This is a genomic window from Pseudomonas sp. RIT-PI-o, assembly GCF_001297215.1.
GTDB classification, from domain to species: Bacteria; Pseudomonadota; Gammaproteobacteria; order Pseudomonadales; family Pseudomonadaceae; genus Aquipseudomonas; species Aquipseudomonas moraviensis_A.
The window spans coordinates 1-19,844 of record NZ_LHPA01000048.1 but is presented as its reverse complement, the minus strand read 5'-3'; the positions used below and the strand labels follow the sequence as shown (position 1 = coordinate 19,844).

At 60.3% G+C, this 19,844-nt stretch carries 13 protein-coding genes; 8 read left to right on the top strand and 5 right to left on the bottom strand.

What is annotated here, in order from left to right; genetic code table 11:
* The first annotated feature begins 40 nt into the window (after window positions 1-40).
* From topA to AEQ63_RS25990, 3 genes are all read left to right on the top strand, one after another.
* Window positions 41-2,674: a type I DNA topoisomerase gene (gene topA / locus AEQ63_RS26000; protein WP_042609034.1), complete on the top strand. Its 2,634-nt coding sequence runs from the start codon at window positions 41-43 to the stop codon at window positions 2,672-2,674.
* Window positions 2,675-2,818: 144 nt separating this feature from the next.
* Window positions 2,819-3,343, top strand: a complete 525-nt coding sequence (locus tag AEQ63_RS25995; protein WP_064365363.1) for a DUF6586 family protein — start codon at window positions 2,819-2,821, stop codon at window positions 3,341-3,343.
* Window positions 3,344-3,449: 106 nt separating this feature from the next.
* A complete protein-coding gene (locus AEQ63_RS25990; RefSeq protein ID WP_003226592.1) occupies window positions 3,450-3,683 on the top strand; it encodes a hypothetical protein in 234 nt (77 codons plus the stop codon).
* A 97-nt stretch (window positions 3,684-3,780) separates the two neighbouring features.
* Here AEQ63_RS25990 and sulA read toward each other — a convergent pair whose 3' ends face one another.
* Together sulA and lexA are read right to left on the bottom strand one after the other, a co-directional pair.
* Window positions 3,781-4,254: an SOS-induced cell division inhibitor SulA gene (gene sulA / locus AEQ63_RS25985; protein ID WP_064365362.1), complete on the bottom strand. Its 474-nt coding sequence runs from the start codon at window positions 4,252-4,254 to the stop codon at window positions 3,781-3,783.
* A 10-nt stretch (window positions 4,255-4,264) separates the two neighbouring features.
* Window positions 4,265-4,873: a transcriptional repressor LexA gene (gene lexA, locus AEQ63_RS25980; RefSeq protein ID WP_016775490.1), complete on the bottom strand. Its 609-nt coding sequence runs from the start codon at window positions 4,871-4,873 to the stop codon at window positions 4,265-4,267.
* Window positions 4,874-5,102: 229 nt separating this feature from the next.
* On the opposite strand from lexA, the gene AEQ63_RS25975 reads away from it, so the two are divergent.
* The 4 genes from AEQ63_RS25975 to AEQ63_RS25960 all read left to right on the top strand — a co-directional run bounded on the left by AEQ63_RS25975 (window position 5,103) and on the right by AEQ63_RS25960 (window position 11,032).
* Window positions 5,103-5,810, top strand: a complete 708-nt coding sequence (locus AEQ63_RS25975; RefSeq protein WP_042609037.1) for a TetR/AcrR family transcriptional regulator — start codon at window positions 5,103-5,105, stop codon at window positions 5,808-5,810.
* A 158-nt stretch (window positions 5,811-5,968) separates the two neighbouring features.
* Window positions 5,969-6,979, top strand: a complete 1,011-nt coding sequence (nagZ, locus tag AEQ63_RS25970) for a beta-N-acetylhexosaminidase (protein WP_064365361.1) — start codon at window positions 5,969-5,971, stop codon at window positions 6,977-6,979.
* A gap of 12 nt (window positions 6,980-6,991) precedes the next feature.
* A complete protein-coding gene (locus AEQ63_RS25965) occupies window positions 6,992-7,729 on the top strand; it encodes an S-methyl-5'-thioinosine phosphorylase (RefSeq protein WP_064365360.1) in 738 nt (245 codons plus the stop codon).
* A 9-nt stretch (window positions 7,730-7,738) separates the two neighbouring features.
* Window positions 7,739-11,032 (top strand): DEAD/DEAH box helicase, encoded by a 3,294-nt coding sequence (locus tag AEQ63_RS25960; protein ID WP_064365359.1) that lies wholly within the window; start codon window positions 7,739-7,741, stop codon window positions 11,030-11,032.
* Window positions 11,033-11,158: 126 nt separating this feature from the next.
* Here AEQ63_RS25960 and AEQ63_RS25955 read toward each other — a convergent pair whose 3' ends face one another.
* From AEQ63_RS25955 to mfd, 3 genes are read right to left on the bottom strand one after another with little or no spacing between them, the layout of a single operon-like run.
* Window positions 11,159-13,849 carry a DEAD/DEAH box helicase gene (locus tag AEQ63_RS25955; RefSeq protein WP_042609041.1) on the bottom strand — a complete coding sequence of 897 codons (2,691 nt, stop codon included), beginning with the start codon at window positions 13,847-13,849 and terminating at the stop codon, window positions 11,159-11,161.
* Between the two features lie 11 nt (window positions 13,850-13,860).
* Complete coding sequence (locus AEQ63_RS25950) at window positions 13,861-14,442, bottom strand: CsiV family protein (protein WP_042609042.1); 582 nt, start codon at window positions 14,440-14,442, stop codon at window positions 13,861-13,863.
* Between the two features lie 10 nt (window positions 14,443-14,452).
* Window positions 14,453-17,902, bottom strand: a complete 3,450-nt coding sequence (gene mfd, locus AEQ63_RS25945) for a transcription-repair coupling factor (RefSeq protein ID WP_024013632.1) — start codon at window positions 17,900-17,902, stop codon at window positions 14,453-14,455.
* A 354-nt stretch (window positions 17,903-18,256) separates the two neighbouring features.
* Here mfd and AEQ63_RS25940 point away from each other — a divergent pair, with 354 nt between their 5' ends.
* Window positions 18,257-19,720 carry a glyceraldehyde-3-phosphate dehydrogenase gene (locus AEQ63_RS25940; RefSeq protein WP_016775482.1) on the top strand — a complete coding sequence of 488 codons (1,464 nt, stop codon included), beginning with the start codon at window positions 18,257-18,259 and terminating at the stop codon, window positions 19,718-19,720.
* Window positions 19,721-19,844: the final 124 nt, after the last annotated feature.

Sequence of the window (19,844 nt, the reverse complement as noted above, 5' to 3'; positions counted from 1 at the left end):
AACCGCCTTTCACTTCTAGAATTCAGGAATTTTCTGATCCATGGGCAAATCGCTGGTCATTGTGGAATCCCCGGCTAAGGCCAAGACCATCAACAAGTATCTGGGTAACCAATACGTGGTGAAGTCGAGTATCGGCCATATCCGAGACCTGCCCACCAGCGGTTCGGCTAGCGCCAGCAAAGAGCCAGCCGCCAAGCGTGGCAAGGCGGCTGCGGGCGAAGGTCCGGTGCTCTCGCCGAAAGACAAAGCGCGCAAGCAGCTGGTCTCGCGTATGGGCGTCGATCCCGAGCACGGCTGGAAAGCCAAGTACGAGATCCTTCCGGGTAAAGAGAAGGTCATCGAAGAGCTGCGCCGGCTCGCCAAGGATGCTGACACCATCTATCTCGCAACCGACTTGGATCGCGAGGGGGAAGCCATTGCCTGGCACCTGCGCGAAGCCATCGGTGGTGATGACAGCCGCTACAAGCGCGTGGTGTTCAACGAAATCACCAAGAAGGCGATTCAGGAAGCCTTCTCCGAGCCGGGCGAGCTGGACATCGATCGTGTCAACGCCCAGCAGGCGCGTCGCTTCCTCGATCGCGTTGTCGGCTACATGGTGTCGCCGCTGCTGTGGGCCAAGATCGCCCGTGGTCTGTCCGCCGGTCGTGTGCAATCGGTAGCGGTGAAACTGGTGGTCGAGCGTGAGCGCGAAATTCGTGCGTTCATCCCGGAAGAATACTGGGAAGTGCATGCCGATCTCGGCACTGCCAAAGGCTCGACCGTGCGTTTTGAAGTGGCTCGCGAAAAAGGCGAAGCCTTCAAGCCGCTCAACGAAGCCCAAGCCATGGCTGCGCTGGAGAAGCTCAAATCCTCCAGCTACAGCATCGTCAAGCGCGAAGACAAGCCGACCAGCAGCAAGCCGTCGGCGCCTTTCATCACCTCGACCTTGCAGCAGGCCGCGAGCAACCGCCTCGGTTTCGGCGTGAAGAAAACCATGATGATGGCCCAGCGTCTGTACGAAGCCGGCTACATCACTTACATGCGTACCGACTCGACCAATCTCTCGGCCGACGCCGTAGCGATGGCGCGCACTTACATCGAAGACGAGTTCGGCAAGAAATACCTGCCGGAATCGCCAAACGTCTACAGCAGCAAGGAAGGTGCGCAAGAGGCTCACGAAGCGATTCGTCCCTCCGACGCCAACACCACACCGAGCAAACTGGCGGGGATGGAGCGCGACGCCGAGCGTCTGTATGAGCTGATCTGGCGTCAGTTCCTCGCCTGCCAGATGCTGCCGGCGCAGTACCTGTCGACCACCGTCAGCGTTGGCGCTGGCGACTTCGAACTGCGCGCCAAGGGCCGGATCCTCAAGTTCGACGGTTACACCCGCGTGATGCCGCAAATTGCCAAGCCCGGCGATGACGACGTGCTGCCGGATATGGCGCAGGGCGATGTGATGAAGCTGATCAAGCTCGATCCGTCGCAGCATTTCACCAAGCCACCGGCGCGTTACTCCGAAGCCAGTCTGGTCAAGGAAATGGAAAAGCGCGGCATCGGTCGTCCTTCGACCTACGCTGCGATCATTTCGACCATTCAGGATCGCGGTTACGTGACGCTGCACAACCGCCGTTTCTATTCGGAGAAGATGGGCGACATCGTCACCGAGCGTCTTTCCGAGAGTTTCTCCAATCTCATGGACTACGGCTTCACCGCCGGCATGGAAGAGAACCTTGATGACGTGGCGCAAGGCGAGCGCGACTGGAAAAACGTACTGGACGAGTTCTACGGCGACTTCAAGAAGAAACTCGAAGTAGCGGAAAACCCGGACAGCGGGATGCGCGCCAACCAGCCGGTCATGACCGACATTCCGTGCACCACCTGCGGCCGCCCGATGCAGATTCGTACTGCCTCGACTGGCGTGTTCCTCGGCTGCTCGGGCTACAGCCTGCCGCCGAAAGAGCGCTGCAAGGCCACGGTCAACCTGGTGCCGGGCGATGAAATTGCAGCGGACGACGAGGGTGAATCGGAATCGCTGGTACTGCGTGGCAAGCATCGTTGCCCGATCTGCAGCACGGCGATGGACGCCTACCTGCTGGACGAAAAGCGCAAGTTGCACATCTGCGGCAACAACCCGGATTGCGCCGGTTATGAAATCGAAGAGGGCAGCTATCGCATCAAGGGCTATGAAGGTCCTAGTCTGGAGTGCGACAAGTGCGGCAGCGAGATGCAGCTCAAGACCGGTCGTTTCGGCAAGTTCTTCGGTTGCACCAACCCGGAGTGCAAAAACACCCGCAAACTGCTGAAGAGCGGTGACGCAGCGCCACCGAAGATGGATCCGGTGAAGATGCCTGAGCTGAAATGCGAAAAGGTCAACGACACCTACATCCTGCGCGACGGCGCATCCGGTCTGTTCCTGGCCGCCAGTCAGTTCCCGAAAAACCGCGAGACCCGTGCTCCGCTGGTAATCGAGATTCTGCCGCACAAGGACGAGATCGATCCGAAGTACCACTTCCTGTGCGAAGCTCCGCAGAAGGATCCTGACGGTCTGCCGGCGGTCATCCGCTACAGCCGCAAGACCAAGGAGCAATACGTGCAGACCGAAGTCGACGGCAAGCCTACAGGCTGGAAAGCGTATTACGACGGTGGCAAGTGGACAGTTGAAGACAAGCGCAGCGCGAAGGCCAAGGCTGAGTAAGCGTTAGTCTGAACAGCGAAAAGGCCGCATGAAACCTTAAGGATTTCATGCGGCCTTTTTGTTTTGTGCTTGCGGTGGCATTGGCTGATCCACGACACTGTCCGGCCTGTGTGAAGCAATTATTTCGTTGTGGAGGCTGCCGTCATGGCCCACGAACTCTATACCCGCACCAACCAGAAAATCTATTTCGCCGGCCTGTCACTGGAAGCTCTGGCTCGTGCAGAAGAAGGGCGGGCGATGAATTCTCTGGCGCTGATTCAGGCCGGGCGTGAGTCGGCGCTGTTCCACCTCTACGGCGCACTGCTGGGTCTGTGTCATGAGATTGCCGGTTTTTACCGGCTACCGCAGGCCAATTCGCCGAGGGCGGAGGAGTTGCTGAAGCAGGAAGTCCTGGAATCGATCGCTATCCCGGAGCTGGCAGAAATGGTCGAGCTGGCCGGGAACCCGGAAACCTGGCTGGCCAAACTGCTGGCGGCGCACGCGGCACTGTTTCAACCTCCCAGGGTGCCACGCAAGCCGAAAGGCGACGTGACACAGCCGCTGATTCAGGCCGTCAACCTGGATGAAGAAGAGGCGCCAGAAGAGCTGAGTCGAGAGGAGCTGGAGAGCTGGCGACAGAGCCTCAAAGGCTTGGCCATTAGATTCCGTGAAGGCTTGAACGAGTGCTGACGGGGTTTGATGCAGTGGCAATCAGAAACATGCTGCTGGTCAAGATCCCGAGCGAAGCTCGAATGATGTCTATATAATCGCTGCCTTTCGTGGAGAACAGACTTATATGCCAACGTCCTTTCTAGAAATTGTCGAGTTACCAGACGGCCGAATCGAACTGCGCAGGGCTGAGGACGAAGGTTCCCTGGTGACGCTGGATTTCTCCGAGGATGCCAAGGCGTTCCTGCAAGGCCAGCACGTCGAAATTGCCAAAGCGATGCTGAGCGTCGGCGTGCAGATGGCAGGGCGTATGGTTGAAGGCGAGTTTGATAAGGAAGAGGGGCCGCGGGTTCTTCATTGATCCACGCCTTGAGCTTTTCTCGATCGCTTGCGCTTCAGATCGGCTTCTCTATCCATGGAGAAGCCCTGCGCTTCACACAGCGCGCACCGCAAGGCAATTACCCCAAACGAATGTTCAGACTCTGAGCTTCGCCCGTACGCGCGGCGCTGATCAGTTGTTGCCGCGAGTTGGCGTTCAACGGGTTGAGCCAGGTCACCACGGTATGGCTGCGGCCCAGGCGCAACGCTTCGCACGCCAGTTGCTGCGCGCTTTGAGTGCCCCGCGGTTGCAGCAGCAGAATGCGTTCGCGATTCAGTCCGGCATCGCGCAGCCAGGTTTGCGTCAGGCTGGCGGGCGGAGCGATCAGCGTCAGCCAGCGAGCATCCTGATCCTCGCTGAGCTCGCGCAGGATCGGTGCGAGCAGGTTCAGGCAGTTCCCGGCAGCACCACGCAGTGACAGTTCACTGAAGGCATCGGGTTTGGCATTCCAATCACGCTCGACCACGTCTTTCAGAATCGGCGCCATAGGCTGGGCCAGAAACGCTTCGAATAAAGGCAGTTGTGTTTGCTGAGGTGTGTGTGGGAACTGCATGGAGCCTCCTTTAGCGGCGAATGACGCCGACACTCAAGCCTTCAATCACCAGTTCCTGATCTTTCAGGTCGACTTCGATAGGGGCAAACTCGGGGTTTTCGGCGATCAGCCAGACTTTGCTGCCTTCCCGCTTGAAGCGCTTGACCGTGACTTCGTCGCCGATACGGGCAACCACGACCTGGCCGTTACGTGCTTCACGGGTGGTATGTACGGCCAATAGATCACCGTCGAAAATGCCGATGTCCTTCATGCTCATGCCGTGCACACGCAACAGGTAGTCGGCGCGAGGATGGAAGAAGGTCGGGTTGATGTTGCAGGATTCTTCGATGTGCTGCTGGGCGAGGATCGGCGCGCCGGCAGCCACTCGGCCAATGATCGGCAGGGTGGAGTCGTCGGCCTTGGCTTCGAATCCGGGAATACGGATGCCGCGGGAAGCGCCGGGCGTCATCTCGATCGCGCCCTTGCGGGCCAGGGCCTTGAGATGTTCTTCCGCCGCATTGGGCGATTTGAAACCCAGTTCCTGAGCGATTTCCGCACGGGTGGGCGGATAGCCGTTGTCTTCTAGGCAACGTTTGATAAAGGCCAGAATCTCGGCTTGGCGTGGCGTCAGCTTTAGCATATTGATCGCTCTGTCTTTTTATACAGTGACTGGGATTATATACAGTGAAGCGCTCTTGGCAATGGTCGTTTTTTTGCCGCCCGCCGAGCGGTCGCCAAGGGCACTTATTAATGCTGTGGTCTTGTGTGGTTAAATAGCTGACCGACCATTCCCAAAACGAACCGGCAGGCTTGACAAGGCACAGGCTGAAACGTATGTTTCAAACAAGTGTTTGTCAGGCGGAGTAGCCATGGCCCAGTCGGAAACCGTTGAACGCATTCTTGATGCTGCCGAGCAGTTGTTCGCGGAGAAAGGATTCGCTGAAACCTCATTGCGTTTGATCACCAGCAAGGCTGGCGTCAATCTGGCTGCGGTGAATTATCACTTCGGCTCTAAGAAGGCGCTGATCCAGGCGGTGTTTTCGCGTTTTCTCGGACCATTCTGCGTCAGTCTCGACAAAGAGCTCGAGCGCCGTCAGGCCAAGCCGGAAAACAAGCCGACGCTCGAAGAGTTGCTGGAAATCCTCGTCGAGCAAGCGCTCGTCGTGCAGCCTCGCAGCGGCAACGACCTGTCTATTTTCATGCGCTTGCTCGGCCTCGCATTCAGCCAGAGCCAGGGCCACTTGCGGCGTTATCTGGAAGACATGTACGGCAAGGTGTTCCGCCGCTACATGCTCTTGGTCAACGAAGCGGCGCCCCGCATTCCGCCGATCGAGCTGTTCTGGCGCGTGCACTTCATGCTTGGCGCCGCCGCGTTCAGCATGTCCGGGATCAAGGCCTTGCGCGCGATTGCCGAAACCGATTTCGGCGTCAACACGTCCATTGAGCAAGTGATGCGCCTGATGGTGCCGTTCCTCGCCGCCGGCATGCGCGCCGAAACCGGCGTTACCGATACAGCCATGGCCAGTGCGCAATTGCGGCCGCGCAGCAAATCCACGCCGGTCGCCGCCAAGGTTTGACCGCGCACGGGTGGGCGCGGCAGCGGGGATCCGCTAAGCTAGCCGGCCATGCCGACTCTCGTACTGAACCCGATCTGCATGAGTTCTGCTGACCGTCCGGGCGCTGCCCACGGTAGCGAACACAGGCAGGTCGGGTTTTTCGTTTTCAAGGAATCTCTATGACTGCTGGCCTGCAAGGCTCGTTGATGGTGGACGTCGCCGGTACCTGGCTGACGGCCGAAGATCGCCAATTGTTGCGTCAGCCCGAAGTGGGCGGCCTGATCATTTTCGCCCGTAACATCGAGCACCCGCGCCAGGTGCGTGAACTCAGCGCGGCTATCCGTGCGATTCGTCCGGATCTGTTGCTGGCGGTGGATCAGGAGGGCGGGCGCGTGCAGCGCCTGCGTCAGGGTTTCGTCCGTCTGCCGGCCATGCGCGCCATCGCCGACAACCCGAACGCCGAATACCTCGCCGAGCAATGCGGCTGGATCATGGCCACCGAAGTGCTGGCGGTCGGGCTCGACCTGAGTTTCGCCCCGGTGCTGGATCTGGACTATCAGCGCAGCGCCGTGGTCGGAACCCGTTCTTTCGAAGGCGATCCCGAGCGTGCTGCCTTGCTCGCAGGCGCATTCATTCGCGGCATGAACAGCGCCGGCATGGCCGCCACCGGCAAACATTTCCCCGGCCACGGTTGGGCCGAAGCCGACTCCCACGTGGCGATCCCGAACGACGAGCGCAGCCTCGACGAGATCCGCGCCAACGATCTCGTGCCGTTTGCCAAACTCAGCAAACACCTGGCCGCCGTCATGCCGGCCCACGTCATCTATCCGCAAGTTGACTCACAGCCCGCCGGCTTTTCCCGGCGCTGGCTACAGGAGATCCTGCGCGGCGAGTTGCAGTTCGATGGCGTTATCTTCAGTGATGATCTGTCGATGGCCGGCGCCCATGTGGTCGGGGACGCCGCCAGTCGCATCGAAGCTGCGCTCACTGCTGGCTGCGACATGGGCCTGGTGTGCAACGACCGCGCCGCTGCCGAACTGGCCCTCAGCGCCGCCCAGCGCATGAAGGTCAAGCCGTCCGCGCGTATCGCGAAGATGCGCGGTCAGGCTTTCGCCAGCACCGATTATCGTCAGGACCCCCGTTGGCTCACCGCCCTCGGCGCGCTCAAAGACGCCCAACTGATCGATTAAGGATTTTTCGTTATGACCGTTTACGCAATCATCGGTGGCACCGGCCTGACTCAGCTCGAAGGTTTGAGCATCCGCCAGTCGCTGGCAGTCGACACTCCTTACGGTGCGCCTTCGGCCGAAGTGCAGATTGGTGAGTACGCTGGCAAGGAAGTGCTGTTCCTCGCCCGTCACGGTCACCCGCACCGCTTTCCGCCACACAAGGTCAACTACCGCGCCAACCTCTGGGCATTGAAGCAGGCCGGTGCCGAAGCGATCATCGCAGTGAATGCGGTCGGCGGGATTCATTCGGCCATGGGCACCGGGCATTTCTGCGTGCCGCATCAGATCGTCGACTACACCAGCGGGCGCGAGCACACCTATTTCGCCGATGATCTGGAACACGTCACTCATATCGATTTCAGCTTTCCCTACAGCGAGCCGTTGCGTCAGCAACTGATTGCCGCGGTCGCCGCTGAAGGCTGCGAATACAGCGATCAGGGCGTGTACGCCTGCACCCAGGGCCCACGTCTGGAAACGGTCGCGGAGATCGTCCGACTGGAACGTGACGGCTGCGACATCGTTGGCATGACCGGCATGCCGGAAGCCGCCCTGGCCCGTGAGCTGGATCTGGATTACGCCTGTCTCGCACTGGTGGTGAATCCAGCCGCGGGCAAGACCACAGAAGTGATCACCATGGCCGAAATCGAGCAGGCACTGCACGATGGCATGGGCAAGGTGAAATCTACGTTGGCACGGGTGCTGGCCAGCTAAGGACTGTCCGTGAGCATTTTCATCGAGCGGCTTAAAGGGCTGATATGGACCCACGCATTCACTAGCAAGGCGTTGGCCAAAGCCCGCGCTTATGCTGCCGATGACCGGGTCGAGATCATCGAAATCGATGACAAAAAGATCGAGGCGTTCTGTGTCGGTTCGGAACTTCAGGCGTATGAGCAAAGCATCTACCTGTCCGAAGATCGCCTGGGAACGGTTAATTTGCGGTGCTTGTGTACCTGTCCCGTTGCGATCGATTGCAAGCATTGTGCAGCGGTGCTCTATCACCTGCAGGGCACTGACGACGATACGTCTGAAAGTGACGCAGCGGTCCCCTTGGGCCGGGCCCTGGAGCATTGGCTGTCGACAATTCCCGTGCCGGCCAAGCCTGCTGAAGAGAGTGCGCAAACCGCAGGCACGCGTCTGTTTTACAAGCTCAAACCGACGCCTGCGAACGGCAAGTGGCTGCTCGATATTTTCAAGGTCTATCAGCTCAAGAGCGGCGAGTTGCGCGAAGTAAAACCGATGTATTCGCTCTCGGACATGCTCATGCGCCAGCCCGGCTACCTGTCCGAGCTGGATCTGCGCGTCGCCAGGCTGCTGGTCGCCATGCACTCCCATCACGCCTATTACAGCGGCTATCCGCTGGAAGGCAGCAGTGGCGCCGAACTGCTGGAAATGCTCCTGCGCACCTCGCGCCTGTTCCTCGACTTCGAAGACTTGCAGCCCCTGACGCCGGGCGCGAAACGCGTGGGCCAGTTCTCTTGGGCCGAGCGGGCCGACGGCGGCTTCCGCGCGCAGTGGAGCAGTGCCGAAGCCGTACAGGAAACCGTGCTGGCGCTGGAGCCGCTTTATTACCTCGATCGCGAGCAGCGCCAGGTTGGCCCGCTGTTCACTGAGCTGGAAGAAAAACTAGCCTGCCACTTGACCCTGGCTCCTGACATTCCGGCGCGTCAGGCCATGCAGTTCAGTCATCGCATGAGCGCGACGAGCAGAATCCCGCCGCCGCACAAGCTCACCGAACGAATCATCGATGACGTGCTCCCGCAGCCGCTACTGACACTGGTCAGCGGCCGGGAGCGTTCGCGCTGGGAATACGTTCTGGAGCACCGCGCCGCTCTGGTGTTTACCTACAACGGTCAGCCGGCGGTGGATCGTAATCCGGAAGTGATGATCCTCAATGGCAGTGAAACCCAGCGCATTCAACGCCAGCCTGCGCTGGAAAAGAAGCTGCGCCAGAGCCTGCAAAAGCACGGCTTCAAAAAAGCCACGCGCAAGAGCGCCATGGATCGTCCCGGCGAGATGTTTACCTTGGCGGATGATTCCGCCTGGCTCGGATTCATGCACGAAGGGCTTGCCACACTGCGCGCCGCAGACTGGAAAATCGAGATCAGTCCCGGCTTCCATTTCAATGTGCAACCGGTTGAACAGTGGTACGCCGAGGTCGAAGAAGAGGCCGGACATCAGTGGTTTGATTTGCAGTTGGGCATCGTCGTCAATGGCGAGCGCTACAGCTTGCTGCCGATCCTTCTGCATCTGCTGCGCACCCAGCCGCGCTTGCTCGACCCGGTCAATCTGGCGCAACGCAGCGATGACGAAAAACTCCTGATCGAACTCAAGCCCAACGGTTTTGGCGACCAGGCGGGTGCCAAGGTCGCGTTGCCGCTGAGTCGGGTCAAACCGCTGATGGCGACGCTGGGCGAGCTGTACCTGGGCGGACATCAGGGCGATGCACTGCGCTTGACCGCTCCAGACGCCGCGCGCCTGAGTATGCTCGATGGCGTGCCGCTGGATTGGCAGGGCGGCGAACGCCTGCGGACTTTTGCCAGGCGCCTGCAGAATTCCAGTCACGCCCACGTTGCTGCGCCGGCCGGTCTCAATGCGCAACTGCGCCCGTATCAGCTCGAAGGCTTGAACTGGATGCAAACCCTGCGCGAGCTGGAGGTCGGCGGCATTCTTGGCGATGACATGGGCCTGGGCAAAACCCTGCAGACCCTGGCGCACCTGCTCACGGAAAAGCACGCCGGGCGCCTCGATTGCCCGGCACTGGCGGTGATGCCGACCAGCCTGATTCCCAACTGGCTTGATGAAGCCGAGCGCTTCACGCCGCAGTTGAAAGTCCTGGCGCTGCACGGCACCGGGCGGCAAAAAGACTTCGCCAATCTCGCCGAATACGACCTTGTGCTGACCACTTACGCATTGCTGCCCAGGGATCTGGAAACGTTGCAGCCGCAGGCGTGGAGCGTACTGATTCTCGACGAAGCGCAGAACATCAAGAACCCGCTGAGCAAAGCCGCACAGGCCGCACGTGACTTGCAGGCCCGTCAGCGCTTGTGTCTGAGCGGTACGCCACTGGAAAACCACCTCGGGGAGCTGTGGTCGCAGTTCCATTTCCTCATGCCCGGCTGGCTCGGCGACAGCAAGTCGTTCAACCGCGATTACCGCACACCGATCGAGAAGCACGGCAACGTGCAGCGCATGCAGCACCTGACGGCGCGGATCAAGCCGTTTTTGCTGCGGCGCAAGAAGGATCAGGTCGCTACCGAGTTGCCGCCGAAAACCGAGATCATTCACTGGGTCGAACTCAGCGATGGTCAGCGCGACGTCTATGAAACGGTGCGCGTGGCGATGGACAAAAAGGTCCGCGACGAAATCGCCCGCAGCGGCGTGGCGCGCAGTCAGATCATCATTCTCGATGCGCTGCTCAAGCTGCGTCAGGTCTGCTGCGATCTGCGCTTGATCAACATGCCGCTCACGGCGAAGGCGTTGCGCTCGGGCAGCGGCAAGCTGACCAGCCTGATGGAGATGCTTGAAGAATTGCTCGGTGAAGGTCGCAGAATTCTGCTGTTCTCCCAGTTCACCTCGATGCTGGCGCTGATCGAGGAGGAGTTGCAGCAGCGTGGGCTCGGTTATTCGTTGCTGACCGGCGACACCACCGACCGGCGCACGCCAGTCAAGAATTTTCAGGGCGGCAAGGTGCCGTTGTTCCTCATCAGTCTCAAGGCCGGCGGTACCGGTCTGAACCTGACGGCGGCGGACACGGTGATTCACTTCGACCCGTGGTGGAACCCGGCCGTGGAGAATCAGGCGACTGATCGGGCTTATCGTATCGGCCAGAACAATCCGGTGTTCGTCTACAAATTGATTGCCAAAGGCACCGTCGAGGAGAAGATCCAGGCGTTGCAGCAGGAGAAGGCTGCGCTGGCCGGGGCGGTGCTTGAGGGGGGCACGACGGGGGGATTCAAACTCGAACAGAGTGATATCGAAGCGTTGTTTGCGCCGTTGCCGGTTTCCAGGGATTGAGCTTCGGTTTCAATCGTTTGACCGAGGTGATGCCTTTCGCGAGCAGGCTCACTCCTACAGGGGAACGCATTTCAAACTGTAGGAGTGAGCCTGCTCGCAATAACTATCCAACCGGCGACGACGATTTCAACGCTTGTCGATCTTGTCCGGCAACGGCGCAAACAGCGCTTCGATGTCATCGCTCTGCAACTTCCAGTCTCCGGCCTTGCGCCCATCGAGCACGCCCGCGGCGAGGTCGGACTTTTCCTTCTGCAGGTGCTGAATCTTCTCTTCTACCGTTCCCCGGGCAATCATCTTGTACACGAACACCGGTTTTTCCTGGCCAATGCGATAGGCCCGATCGGTGGCCTGGTTCTCGGTCGCCGGGTTCCACCACGGGTCGTAGTGAATCACCGTATCGGCTTCGGTCAGGTTCAGACCGACACCGCCAGCCTTCAGGCTGATCAGAAAGATCTGACGCTTGCCGCTCTGGAATTCCTTTACCGGGGTGCGCCGGTCACGGGTCTGGCCGGTGAGCAGGGCATAGGCGACCTTGCGTTTTTTCAGTTCGTCCTCGATCAACGACAGCATCGAAGTGAATTGCGAGAACAGCAGAATCCGCCGACCTTCTTCGAACAATTCCTCAAGCATTTCCATCAGGCTGTCGAGTTTGCCCGAGGTGCTGCCGCGTGCGGGCAGGGTGGCGTCGTTGACCAGACGCAGGTCGCAGCAGACCTGACGCAGCTTGAGCAGTGCTTCGAGAATGATGATCTGGCTGCGCGCCACACCTTTGCGGGTGATCTCGTCGCGGACTTTCTTGTCCATCGCCAGGCGCATGGTTTCGTACACATCGCGCTGCGCTTCGTTGAGTTCGACCCAATGGATGATTTCGGTTTTCGGCGGCAGCTCAGTGGCGACCTGCTCTTTGGTGCGGCGCAGCAGAAACGGTTTAATCCGACCGTTGAGGTGTTGCAGTCTGACTTCGCTGCCGCGCTTTTCGATCGGCACGCGGTAGTCGGCATTGAAGCTCTTCACGTCGCCGAGCCAGCCCGGCAGCAGGAAGTGAAACAGCGACCACAGCTCACCCAAGTGGTTTTCCAGCGGCGTACCGCTGAGGCACAGGCGCTGGCGCGCATTCAGCTCGCGCGCGGCCTGGGCGGCTTTGCTGTTGGGATTCTTGATGTACTGCGCTTCGTCCAGCACCAGTACGTGCAGCGGCTGTTTGGCCAGACGCTCGACGTCCTTGGGCAGCAGGGCGTAGGTGGTCAGGATCAGATCGAAGTCGGCGAGATTGTCGAAATGCTTTTTGCGGCTGGCGCCGTACAGCGCGAGTACTTTCAGTTGCGGAGTAAAGTGCGCGGCCTCGTCGAGCCAGTTGGGGATCAGGCTGGTCGGCATCACCACCATGCACGGGCGATCGAGGCGTCCGGCGTTCTTCTCGGTGAGAATATGCGCCAGGGTCTGTAGGGTTTTGCCCAGACCCATGTCATCCGCAAGAATCCCGCCGACTTCCAGTTGCCGCAGCGATTGCATCCAGCTCAAGCCTTCGAGCTGGTAGGGGCGCAGCGTTGCGTTCAAGCCTTGCGGCGCTTCGGCGCTGAAATCGCGGATGTCGCGCAGGCGCTGAGCGAAGGTGCGGATCTGCTCGCCGCCTTCCCACAGCAGCGGTAGCCCTTCCAGCGAATTGAGTCGGGTGGCATCAGCCTTGCTCAGGCGCAGGGTGGTTTCGCCCGGCTCCTGCAAATAGAACTCGCCCAGCGTCATCAATACCGGCTTCAAGCGGCCGAGCGGCAGCGCCACCTGCAACGGGCCGTGCTCGCTGGTGCGTTGCGGAATGTTTACCAGAATCAATTCGTCATCGCGACGACGGGCGAGGCGTTCCGGGTTGAGGATCTCGGTGTGCGAGCGCATCAGATTGAGCAGGATCGGCAGCAGGCTCAGGCGTTCGCCGTTGACGATAATGCCCAGTTCCAGATCGAACCAGTCGCGCTCCGGCGCCTGTTCGACGGTGGCGTACCAGTCGTCGACGGCGGTCAGGTCGAAGCCGAATTCTTCATCGATCTGCAACTCCCAGCCCTGGCTGCGCAACTTCGGCAGATCGTTGAGGGTGAAGGTCAGCCAGGCGCTGTCGTTGACCATTTCGTAGAGTTCGCCGGCGCTTTCCGGCAGAGCTTTGCTCTGCCTTGTGGCGATGCGAAACCCGAGGATTCTTAACTGCTCGCGGTAGGACTGTTCAACATCCGGGTGGCGTTTTATCCGCAAGGTCTGGGCTTCCTGACGGATCAGGATATCGCTGTGCTTTTGCCCGCTGACGTATTCGTCCAGATAGCTGAACGACAGCGCCGCGCGGTGTTGAATGTAGCGCTGCATCTTGCCATTACGCGGCTCGAAAGCGCTGAACTCGACACTGGCCAGCCACAGGCGCGGCACCGGCTGCACGTTGTCCACCAGCACTTGCGGCGGCGCTTTCGGGCTGCGGTTTTCCAGCACCGCCTGGAGTTTCTCCAGCAGTTCGGCATCTTTCGCGGCGGCGGGGTAGTCGAGGGTTTCCTGGATTTTCAGCAGCACCGCAGCGCAGTGTTTGCAGTTGCTGCGCACCGGACAGGTGCAGGTGGCGTCGACCAGCAGCAGGGTGGCTTTGGCTGACTCGCGCAGATGGATAGTCTGCCGGTAGACACTGCCGCCAGAACCTTCGCAACTGGCGGTGATGGTCGCATCGCCGACCTGGGCGATGCGCACCCGATTCTCCAAAGCGTAGCGACGGCCGCGCTCCAGACTCTGTTCTTTGAATCGGCTGACCCACGACGGGGCCAGCGGTTTGCTCAGGGGCGGCGGCATAAGGACTTCGATCAGTCCGGCACGACTTCAGGCGCTTCCCGCGGCGCTGGCGCGGTGAGGGAAGTGATCTTGATCAGCAAGGCCAGATGACCGTTGTCGAGGTAGTTGAGCTGGCCGTTCTTGGTGTGGCTGTCCTGGCGCAGACGCTCACTGGCGGTGACCAGGCCATTGGCGTCGATCTGATTGACCCAGAAGTCGGCGGTCACGTCGGTGAAGCGGCCGAGTTTCATTTCCAGCGTGCCCTCGATGGGGAACTGGCCGAACTGCTCCTGACCTTCACTGACTGCGACTTTCGCTGGCGCTTCGCCGAGGCTCTGCTGCCAGGCTTTGTGCATCAGCACCGTGTACTCGCCACTGGCCGTGAGTTTGGTTACCACATCATTGAGCGCCGGCGTGCGCTGGCTGTCGTTGCCCAAACGCTGGGCGCCAGCGGCCCAGTCTTCCGGCGCTGCGCGGCTGACGATTGCGGGCACGGCATTCTGGCGCACCAGAATCATTTCGACCTGATACGTGTCATCGGCAAACGCCGCTGGTGCTGCCACTGTCATCAAGAGCGAGGCAAGCAACAAAGTCAGAGAGCGGAACAGGCGCATCGGGCGTCCTTCAAGCGGATTTCGGGATGAGGCGCTCAAACAGCGCCTCGACAGTATTGAAACGTTCTTCCGGGCGCTCCATCGGCACCTGGAATTTGAACATCGTTGCGCCTTCGAACTTGTAGCGTTTGGGCTGCGTCTGGATCAGCTTGATCAGGGTCATCGGGTCAACCGGCGTCTGCGCTTCGAACTCGATGCGTCCGCCTTGCGGCCCGCCATCGACCTTCTTGATGCCGAGCTTTTCCGCCTGCAGTTTCAACGCGGTGATCCGCACCAGGTTCTTGGTCGGCTCCGGCAGCAGGCCGAAGCGGTCGATCATCTCGACCTGCAGATCCTTGAGCCCTTCCTCATCGGTGGCCGAGGCGATGCGTTTATACAGAATCAGCCGCGCGTGCACATCCGGCAGATAATCTTCCGGAATCAGCGCCGGCACCCGCAGATTGACTTCCGGGCCGCCGCCAAGCGGTTGATCGAGGTTGGGTTGCTCGCCTTTGCGGATCGACTTCACCGCGCGCTCGAGCATCTCCATATACAGGGTGAAACCGACCGCCTGAATCTGCCCGCTCTGACCATCGCCGAGCAGTTCGCCGGCGCCACGGATTTCCAGGTCGTTGGTGGCCAGGACGAAACCGGCGCCGAGGTCCTGGGTGTTGGCGATCGCCTCCAGACGCTTTTCCGCATCCGAGGTAATCTGCTGGCGCGGCGGCGTCAGCAGGTAGGCGTAAGCCTGGTGGTGACTGCGACCGACGCGACCACGCAACTGGTGCAACTGCGCCAGACCGAACTTGTCGGCGCGCTCGATGATGATGGTGTTGGCGCTCGGCACGTCGATGCCGGTCTCGATGATGGTCGAGGCGATCAGCACGTTGAAGCGCTTGTGGTAGAAATCGCTCATCACCTGTTCGAGTTCACGCTCGCGCATCTGCCCGTGGCCGATACCGATACGCGCTTCCGGCACCAGTTCGGCGAGGTCGGCGGCGCATTTCTCGATGGTCTTCACATCGTTGTGCAGGTAGTAAACCTGACCGCCACGCAGCAGTTCACGCAGCAACGCCTCTTTGACCGTGCTCTTGTTCTGTTCCATGACGAAAGTGCGCACCGACAGGCGTCGAGCCGGCGGAGTGGCGATGATTGACAGGTCGCGCATGCCCGACACTGCCATGTTCAGCGTGCGCGGGATCGGCGTAGCGGTCAGGGTGAGGATGTCGACTTCGCTGCGCAGGGCCTTGAGCTGTTCCTTCTGGCGCACGCCGAAACGGTGTTCTTCGTCGATGATCACCAGCCCGAGGTTTTTGATCTTCACGTCGTCGGACAGCAGCTTGTGCGTGCCGATAACGATGTCGATCTTGCCTTCCGCCAGATCGGCGATTGCCGCGTTGACTTCCTTGGCCGACTTGAAGCGGCTCATCACTTCGACCGTCACCGGCCAGTCGGCGAAGCGGTCGCGGAAGCTGTTGTAATGCTGCTGGGCGAGCAGCGTGGTCGGCACCAGAATCGCCACCTGACGACCGCCGTGCACAGCAATGAACGCGGCGCGCATGGCCACTTCGGTCTTGCCGAAACCGACGTCGCCACAGACCAGGCGATCCATCGGTTTTGGCGCGAGCATATCCTCGCGCACGGCCTCGATGGTGGCTTGCTGGTCGGGAGTTTCTTCGAACGGGAAACCGGCGCTGAACGTAGCGTAATCGGCCTTCGGGTCGGCGAAGGCATAACCTTCACGGGCGGCGCGACGGGCATAAATGTCGAGCAGTTCAGCGGCGACGTCGCGCACCTGCTCGGCGGCTTTGCGCTTGGCTTTCTGCCAGGTTTCCGAGCCGAGGCGATGCAGCGGCGCGAGCGAATCGTCGCTGCCGGTGTAGCGTGCGATCAGGTGCAGGTTGGCGACCGGCACGTAGAGCTTGGCGTTCTCGGCGTATTCGAGGGTGAGGAATTCGGCGGCCTGATTGTCGATTTCCAGAATCGTCAGGCCCAGGTAGCGGCCGACGCCGTGATCGATATGCACCACCGGCGCGCCTTCGCGCAGCTCCGTGAGGTTCTTGATCACCGCATCGTTGCTGACGTCGCTGCGCTTCTCGCGGCGACGACGTTGCATGACGCGCTGACCGAACAGCGGACTTTCCGCGACCAGCGCCAGTGCCGGGTCGTCGAGCAGCAGACCTTCGTCGAGCGGAGCGATAGTGATCGCCAGACGATCCTTGCTGGCGACGAAGTCCGGCCAGCTGTCGACGGTTTTCGGCCGCAGCTTCAGACGTTCCAGCAGTTCCAGCAGGACTTCGCGACGACCCGCCGATTCAGCGGTGAACAGCACGCGCCCGGGGAATTCTTCGAGGAAACCTGCCAGCGCCGCCAGCGGTTGCGTGGCCTTGGCTTCGATGGCCAGATCCGGCAGCGCGTGCGCCGGGAAGCGTTCACGGCCCACGCCGCTTTCAACATCCTGCTGACTGGCGACGACCCGCGGCCAGTTCTTCAGGCGCGCAAAGCAGTCTTCCACCGGCAGGAACAGTTCGGCCGGTGGCAATAAAGGACGCGAAGGATCGACGCGGCGTTCTTCATAACGGTTGCGCACGTCGTTCCAGAAATTTTCCGCCGCTTGCTCGATGCCCGGCAGCGAGAACACCTGAGTGTCCTGGGGCAGGTAATCGAACAAGGTCGAGGTTTCGTCGAAGAACAGCGGCAGGTAGTACTCGATACCGGCCGGGGTGATGCCGCTGCTCAGGTCCTGAAAGATCGGGCAGCGGCGGAAGTCGACGTCGAAGCGCTCGCGAAAGCGTGCCTTGAAGCGGGTGACTGCGTCTTTCTGCAGTGGGAACTCACGAGCCGGCAGCAGCTTGACCGACTCGACCTTGTCGATCGAACGCTGGGTTTCCGGATCGAAGGTGCGCAGGGTTTCGATTTCGTCATCGAACAGGTCGATGCGATAGGGCAGCTTGCTGCCCATAGGGAACAGGTCGATCAGCGCGCCGCGTACGGTGAACTCGCCGTGCTCATACACCGTGTCGACATAGCGATAGCCGCTGGCTTCGAGCCGCGCGCGCATCTGTTCGACGTCGAGCTTCTGGCCGATGTCCAGCACCAGGCTGCTGCCGAGCAGGAATTTGGTCGGCGCCAAACGGTGCAGGGCGGTGGTGATCGGCACCACCAGCACACCGTGGGCCAGTTCCGGCAGGCGATAGAGGCTGGCGATGCGCTGGGAAATGATGTCCTGGTGCGGCGAGAACAGGTCGTAGGGCAGGGTTTCCCAGTCGGGGAAATGCAGCACGGGCAAATCCGGGGCGAAGAAACTCAGCTCCTGTTCCAGCCGTTCGGCACTTTGGCTGTCGGCGGTCAGCAGCAGGGTGAAGCGCTTGGCAGCGCTGGCAGCCTCGGCAATCGCCAGGCTGAGGGCGGCACCGGGCAGATTGCCCCAATGCTGTTTACCTGCTTCGGCAGGGAGTAGCGGTAGACGCAGAACAGGCACGGAAGGTTGAGCTCCAGGCGTTGCGACAAAGTCGGTAATTGTAGCGGCCTCCGGTGCCGCCTGTCAGTTGCAGACTGCGTCTATCTTCACGGTTTGGACGAAATGTAGTGGTAACCATAAAAACGGGCACTTTTTTCGTGGTTATGTAGTGCCGAAACCGGGCGGTGTTACGGAGGGTTACAGACATCGTCTAACAGTCGTCGAAAAATTGACTGCGCTGAAAGCCCCGGTTTTACTGGGCTGGAGAAAGGCGTAAATTTTTTGAACGGGATTTTGTTACCGATTGCGCGACAAGCGCGCATTGCTGAAAGGGCTTGTCGGCGGCATAATGTAGCCCCTTTTTTCTGCCCCTACATGTGGAAGGTTACCGTGACTCAGAAGCCCGACCAGTGTCTTGGTGAATGGATCGACCGTGAAGCACTCGCAGAAGCGATGATCCCGCTTATCGGTCAGCTCTACCGCAATAACAACGTGGTTAGCTCGATCTATGGCCGCAGCCTGATCAACCAGTCTGTCATCGCGATTCTCAAAGCTCACCGCTTTGCTCGCCACCGTTCTTCCGACGACAGCGAACTCTCCGTCCACGAAACATTCCCACTGCTCAAGGCCATGAGCGAGCTCAAGCTCGGCGCGGCGTCGGTGGATCTGGGCAAGCTGGCGTTCAAATTCCGCAATGAAGGCAACGGCCGCAGCGCCGAGCAATTCGTGCGTGAAGAGATGGCTGACGTGGTTGGTCAGCAAAACGCCTCGGCCCGCAAAGGCACTGACGTTGTTCTTTACGGCTTCGGTCGTATCGGCCGTCTGCTGGCGCGCATCCTGATCGAGAAAACCGGTGGTGGCGACGGTCTGCGTCTGCGTGCCATCGTCGTGCGCAAAGGCGCCGAGAACGACCTGACCAAACGCGCCAGCCTGCTGCGCCGCGATTCGGTACACGGTTCGTTCAACGGCACCATTACCATCGACGAAGAAAACAACACCATCACCGCCAACGGTAACCTGATCCAGGTGATCTACGCGAAGAACCCGACCGAGGTGGATTACACCCAGTACGGCATCAAAGACGCGCTGCTGGTGGACAACACCGGTGTATGGCGTGACGCCGACGGCCTGGGTCAGCACCTGGCCTGCCCGGGTATCGACCGCGTTGTTCTGACCGCGCCTGGCAAGGGCAAGCTGAAGAACATCGTTCACGGCATCAACCACGGTGAAATCACCGCTGACGACAAGATCGTGTCCGCCGCTTCCTGCACCACCAACGCCATCGTGCCGGTGCTGAAGGCTGTGAACGACAAGTTCGGCATCATCAACGGTCACGTCGAAACCGTTCACTCGTACACCAACGACCAGAACCTGATCGACAACTTCCACAAGGGCGATCGCCGTGGTCGCAGCGCCGCGCTGAACATGGTGATCACCGAAACCGGCGCCGCCACCGCTGCGGCCAAGGCGCTGCCAGAGCTGGCCGGCAAGCTGACCGGCAACGCGATTCGTGTGCCGACGCCGAACGTGTCGATGGCCATTCTCAACCTCAACCTTGAGAAAGCCGCCACCCGTGAAGAGATGAACGAGTACCTGCGCTACATGGCGCTGCACTCCGAGCTGCACAAGCAGATCGACTTCGTCAATTCGCAGGAAGTTGTGTCGACTGACTTCGTCGGCTCGCGTCACGCCGGTGTGGTCGATGCTGAAGCGACCATCGTGCAGGACAACCGCGTTGTTCTGTACGTCTGGTACGACAACGAGTTCGGCTACAGCTGCCAGGTGGTTCGCGTGATGGAAGACATGGCTGATGTGAATCCGCCAGCGTTCCCGCGCTAAGCCTCAGGCTTGAATGAAAACGCCCCGGCATTTTGTCGGGGCGTTTTTGTTTGTCTGCTTTATAGAGTTGTGTTGCCTGCGTAGGCCTCATCGCGAGCAGGCTCACTCCTACAGGGAATTGTGA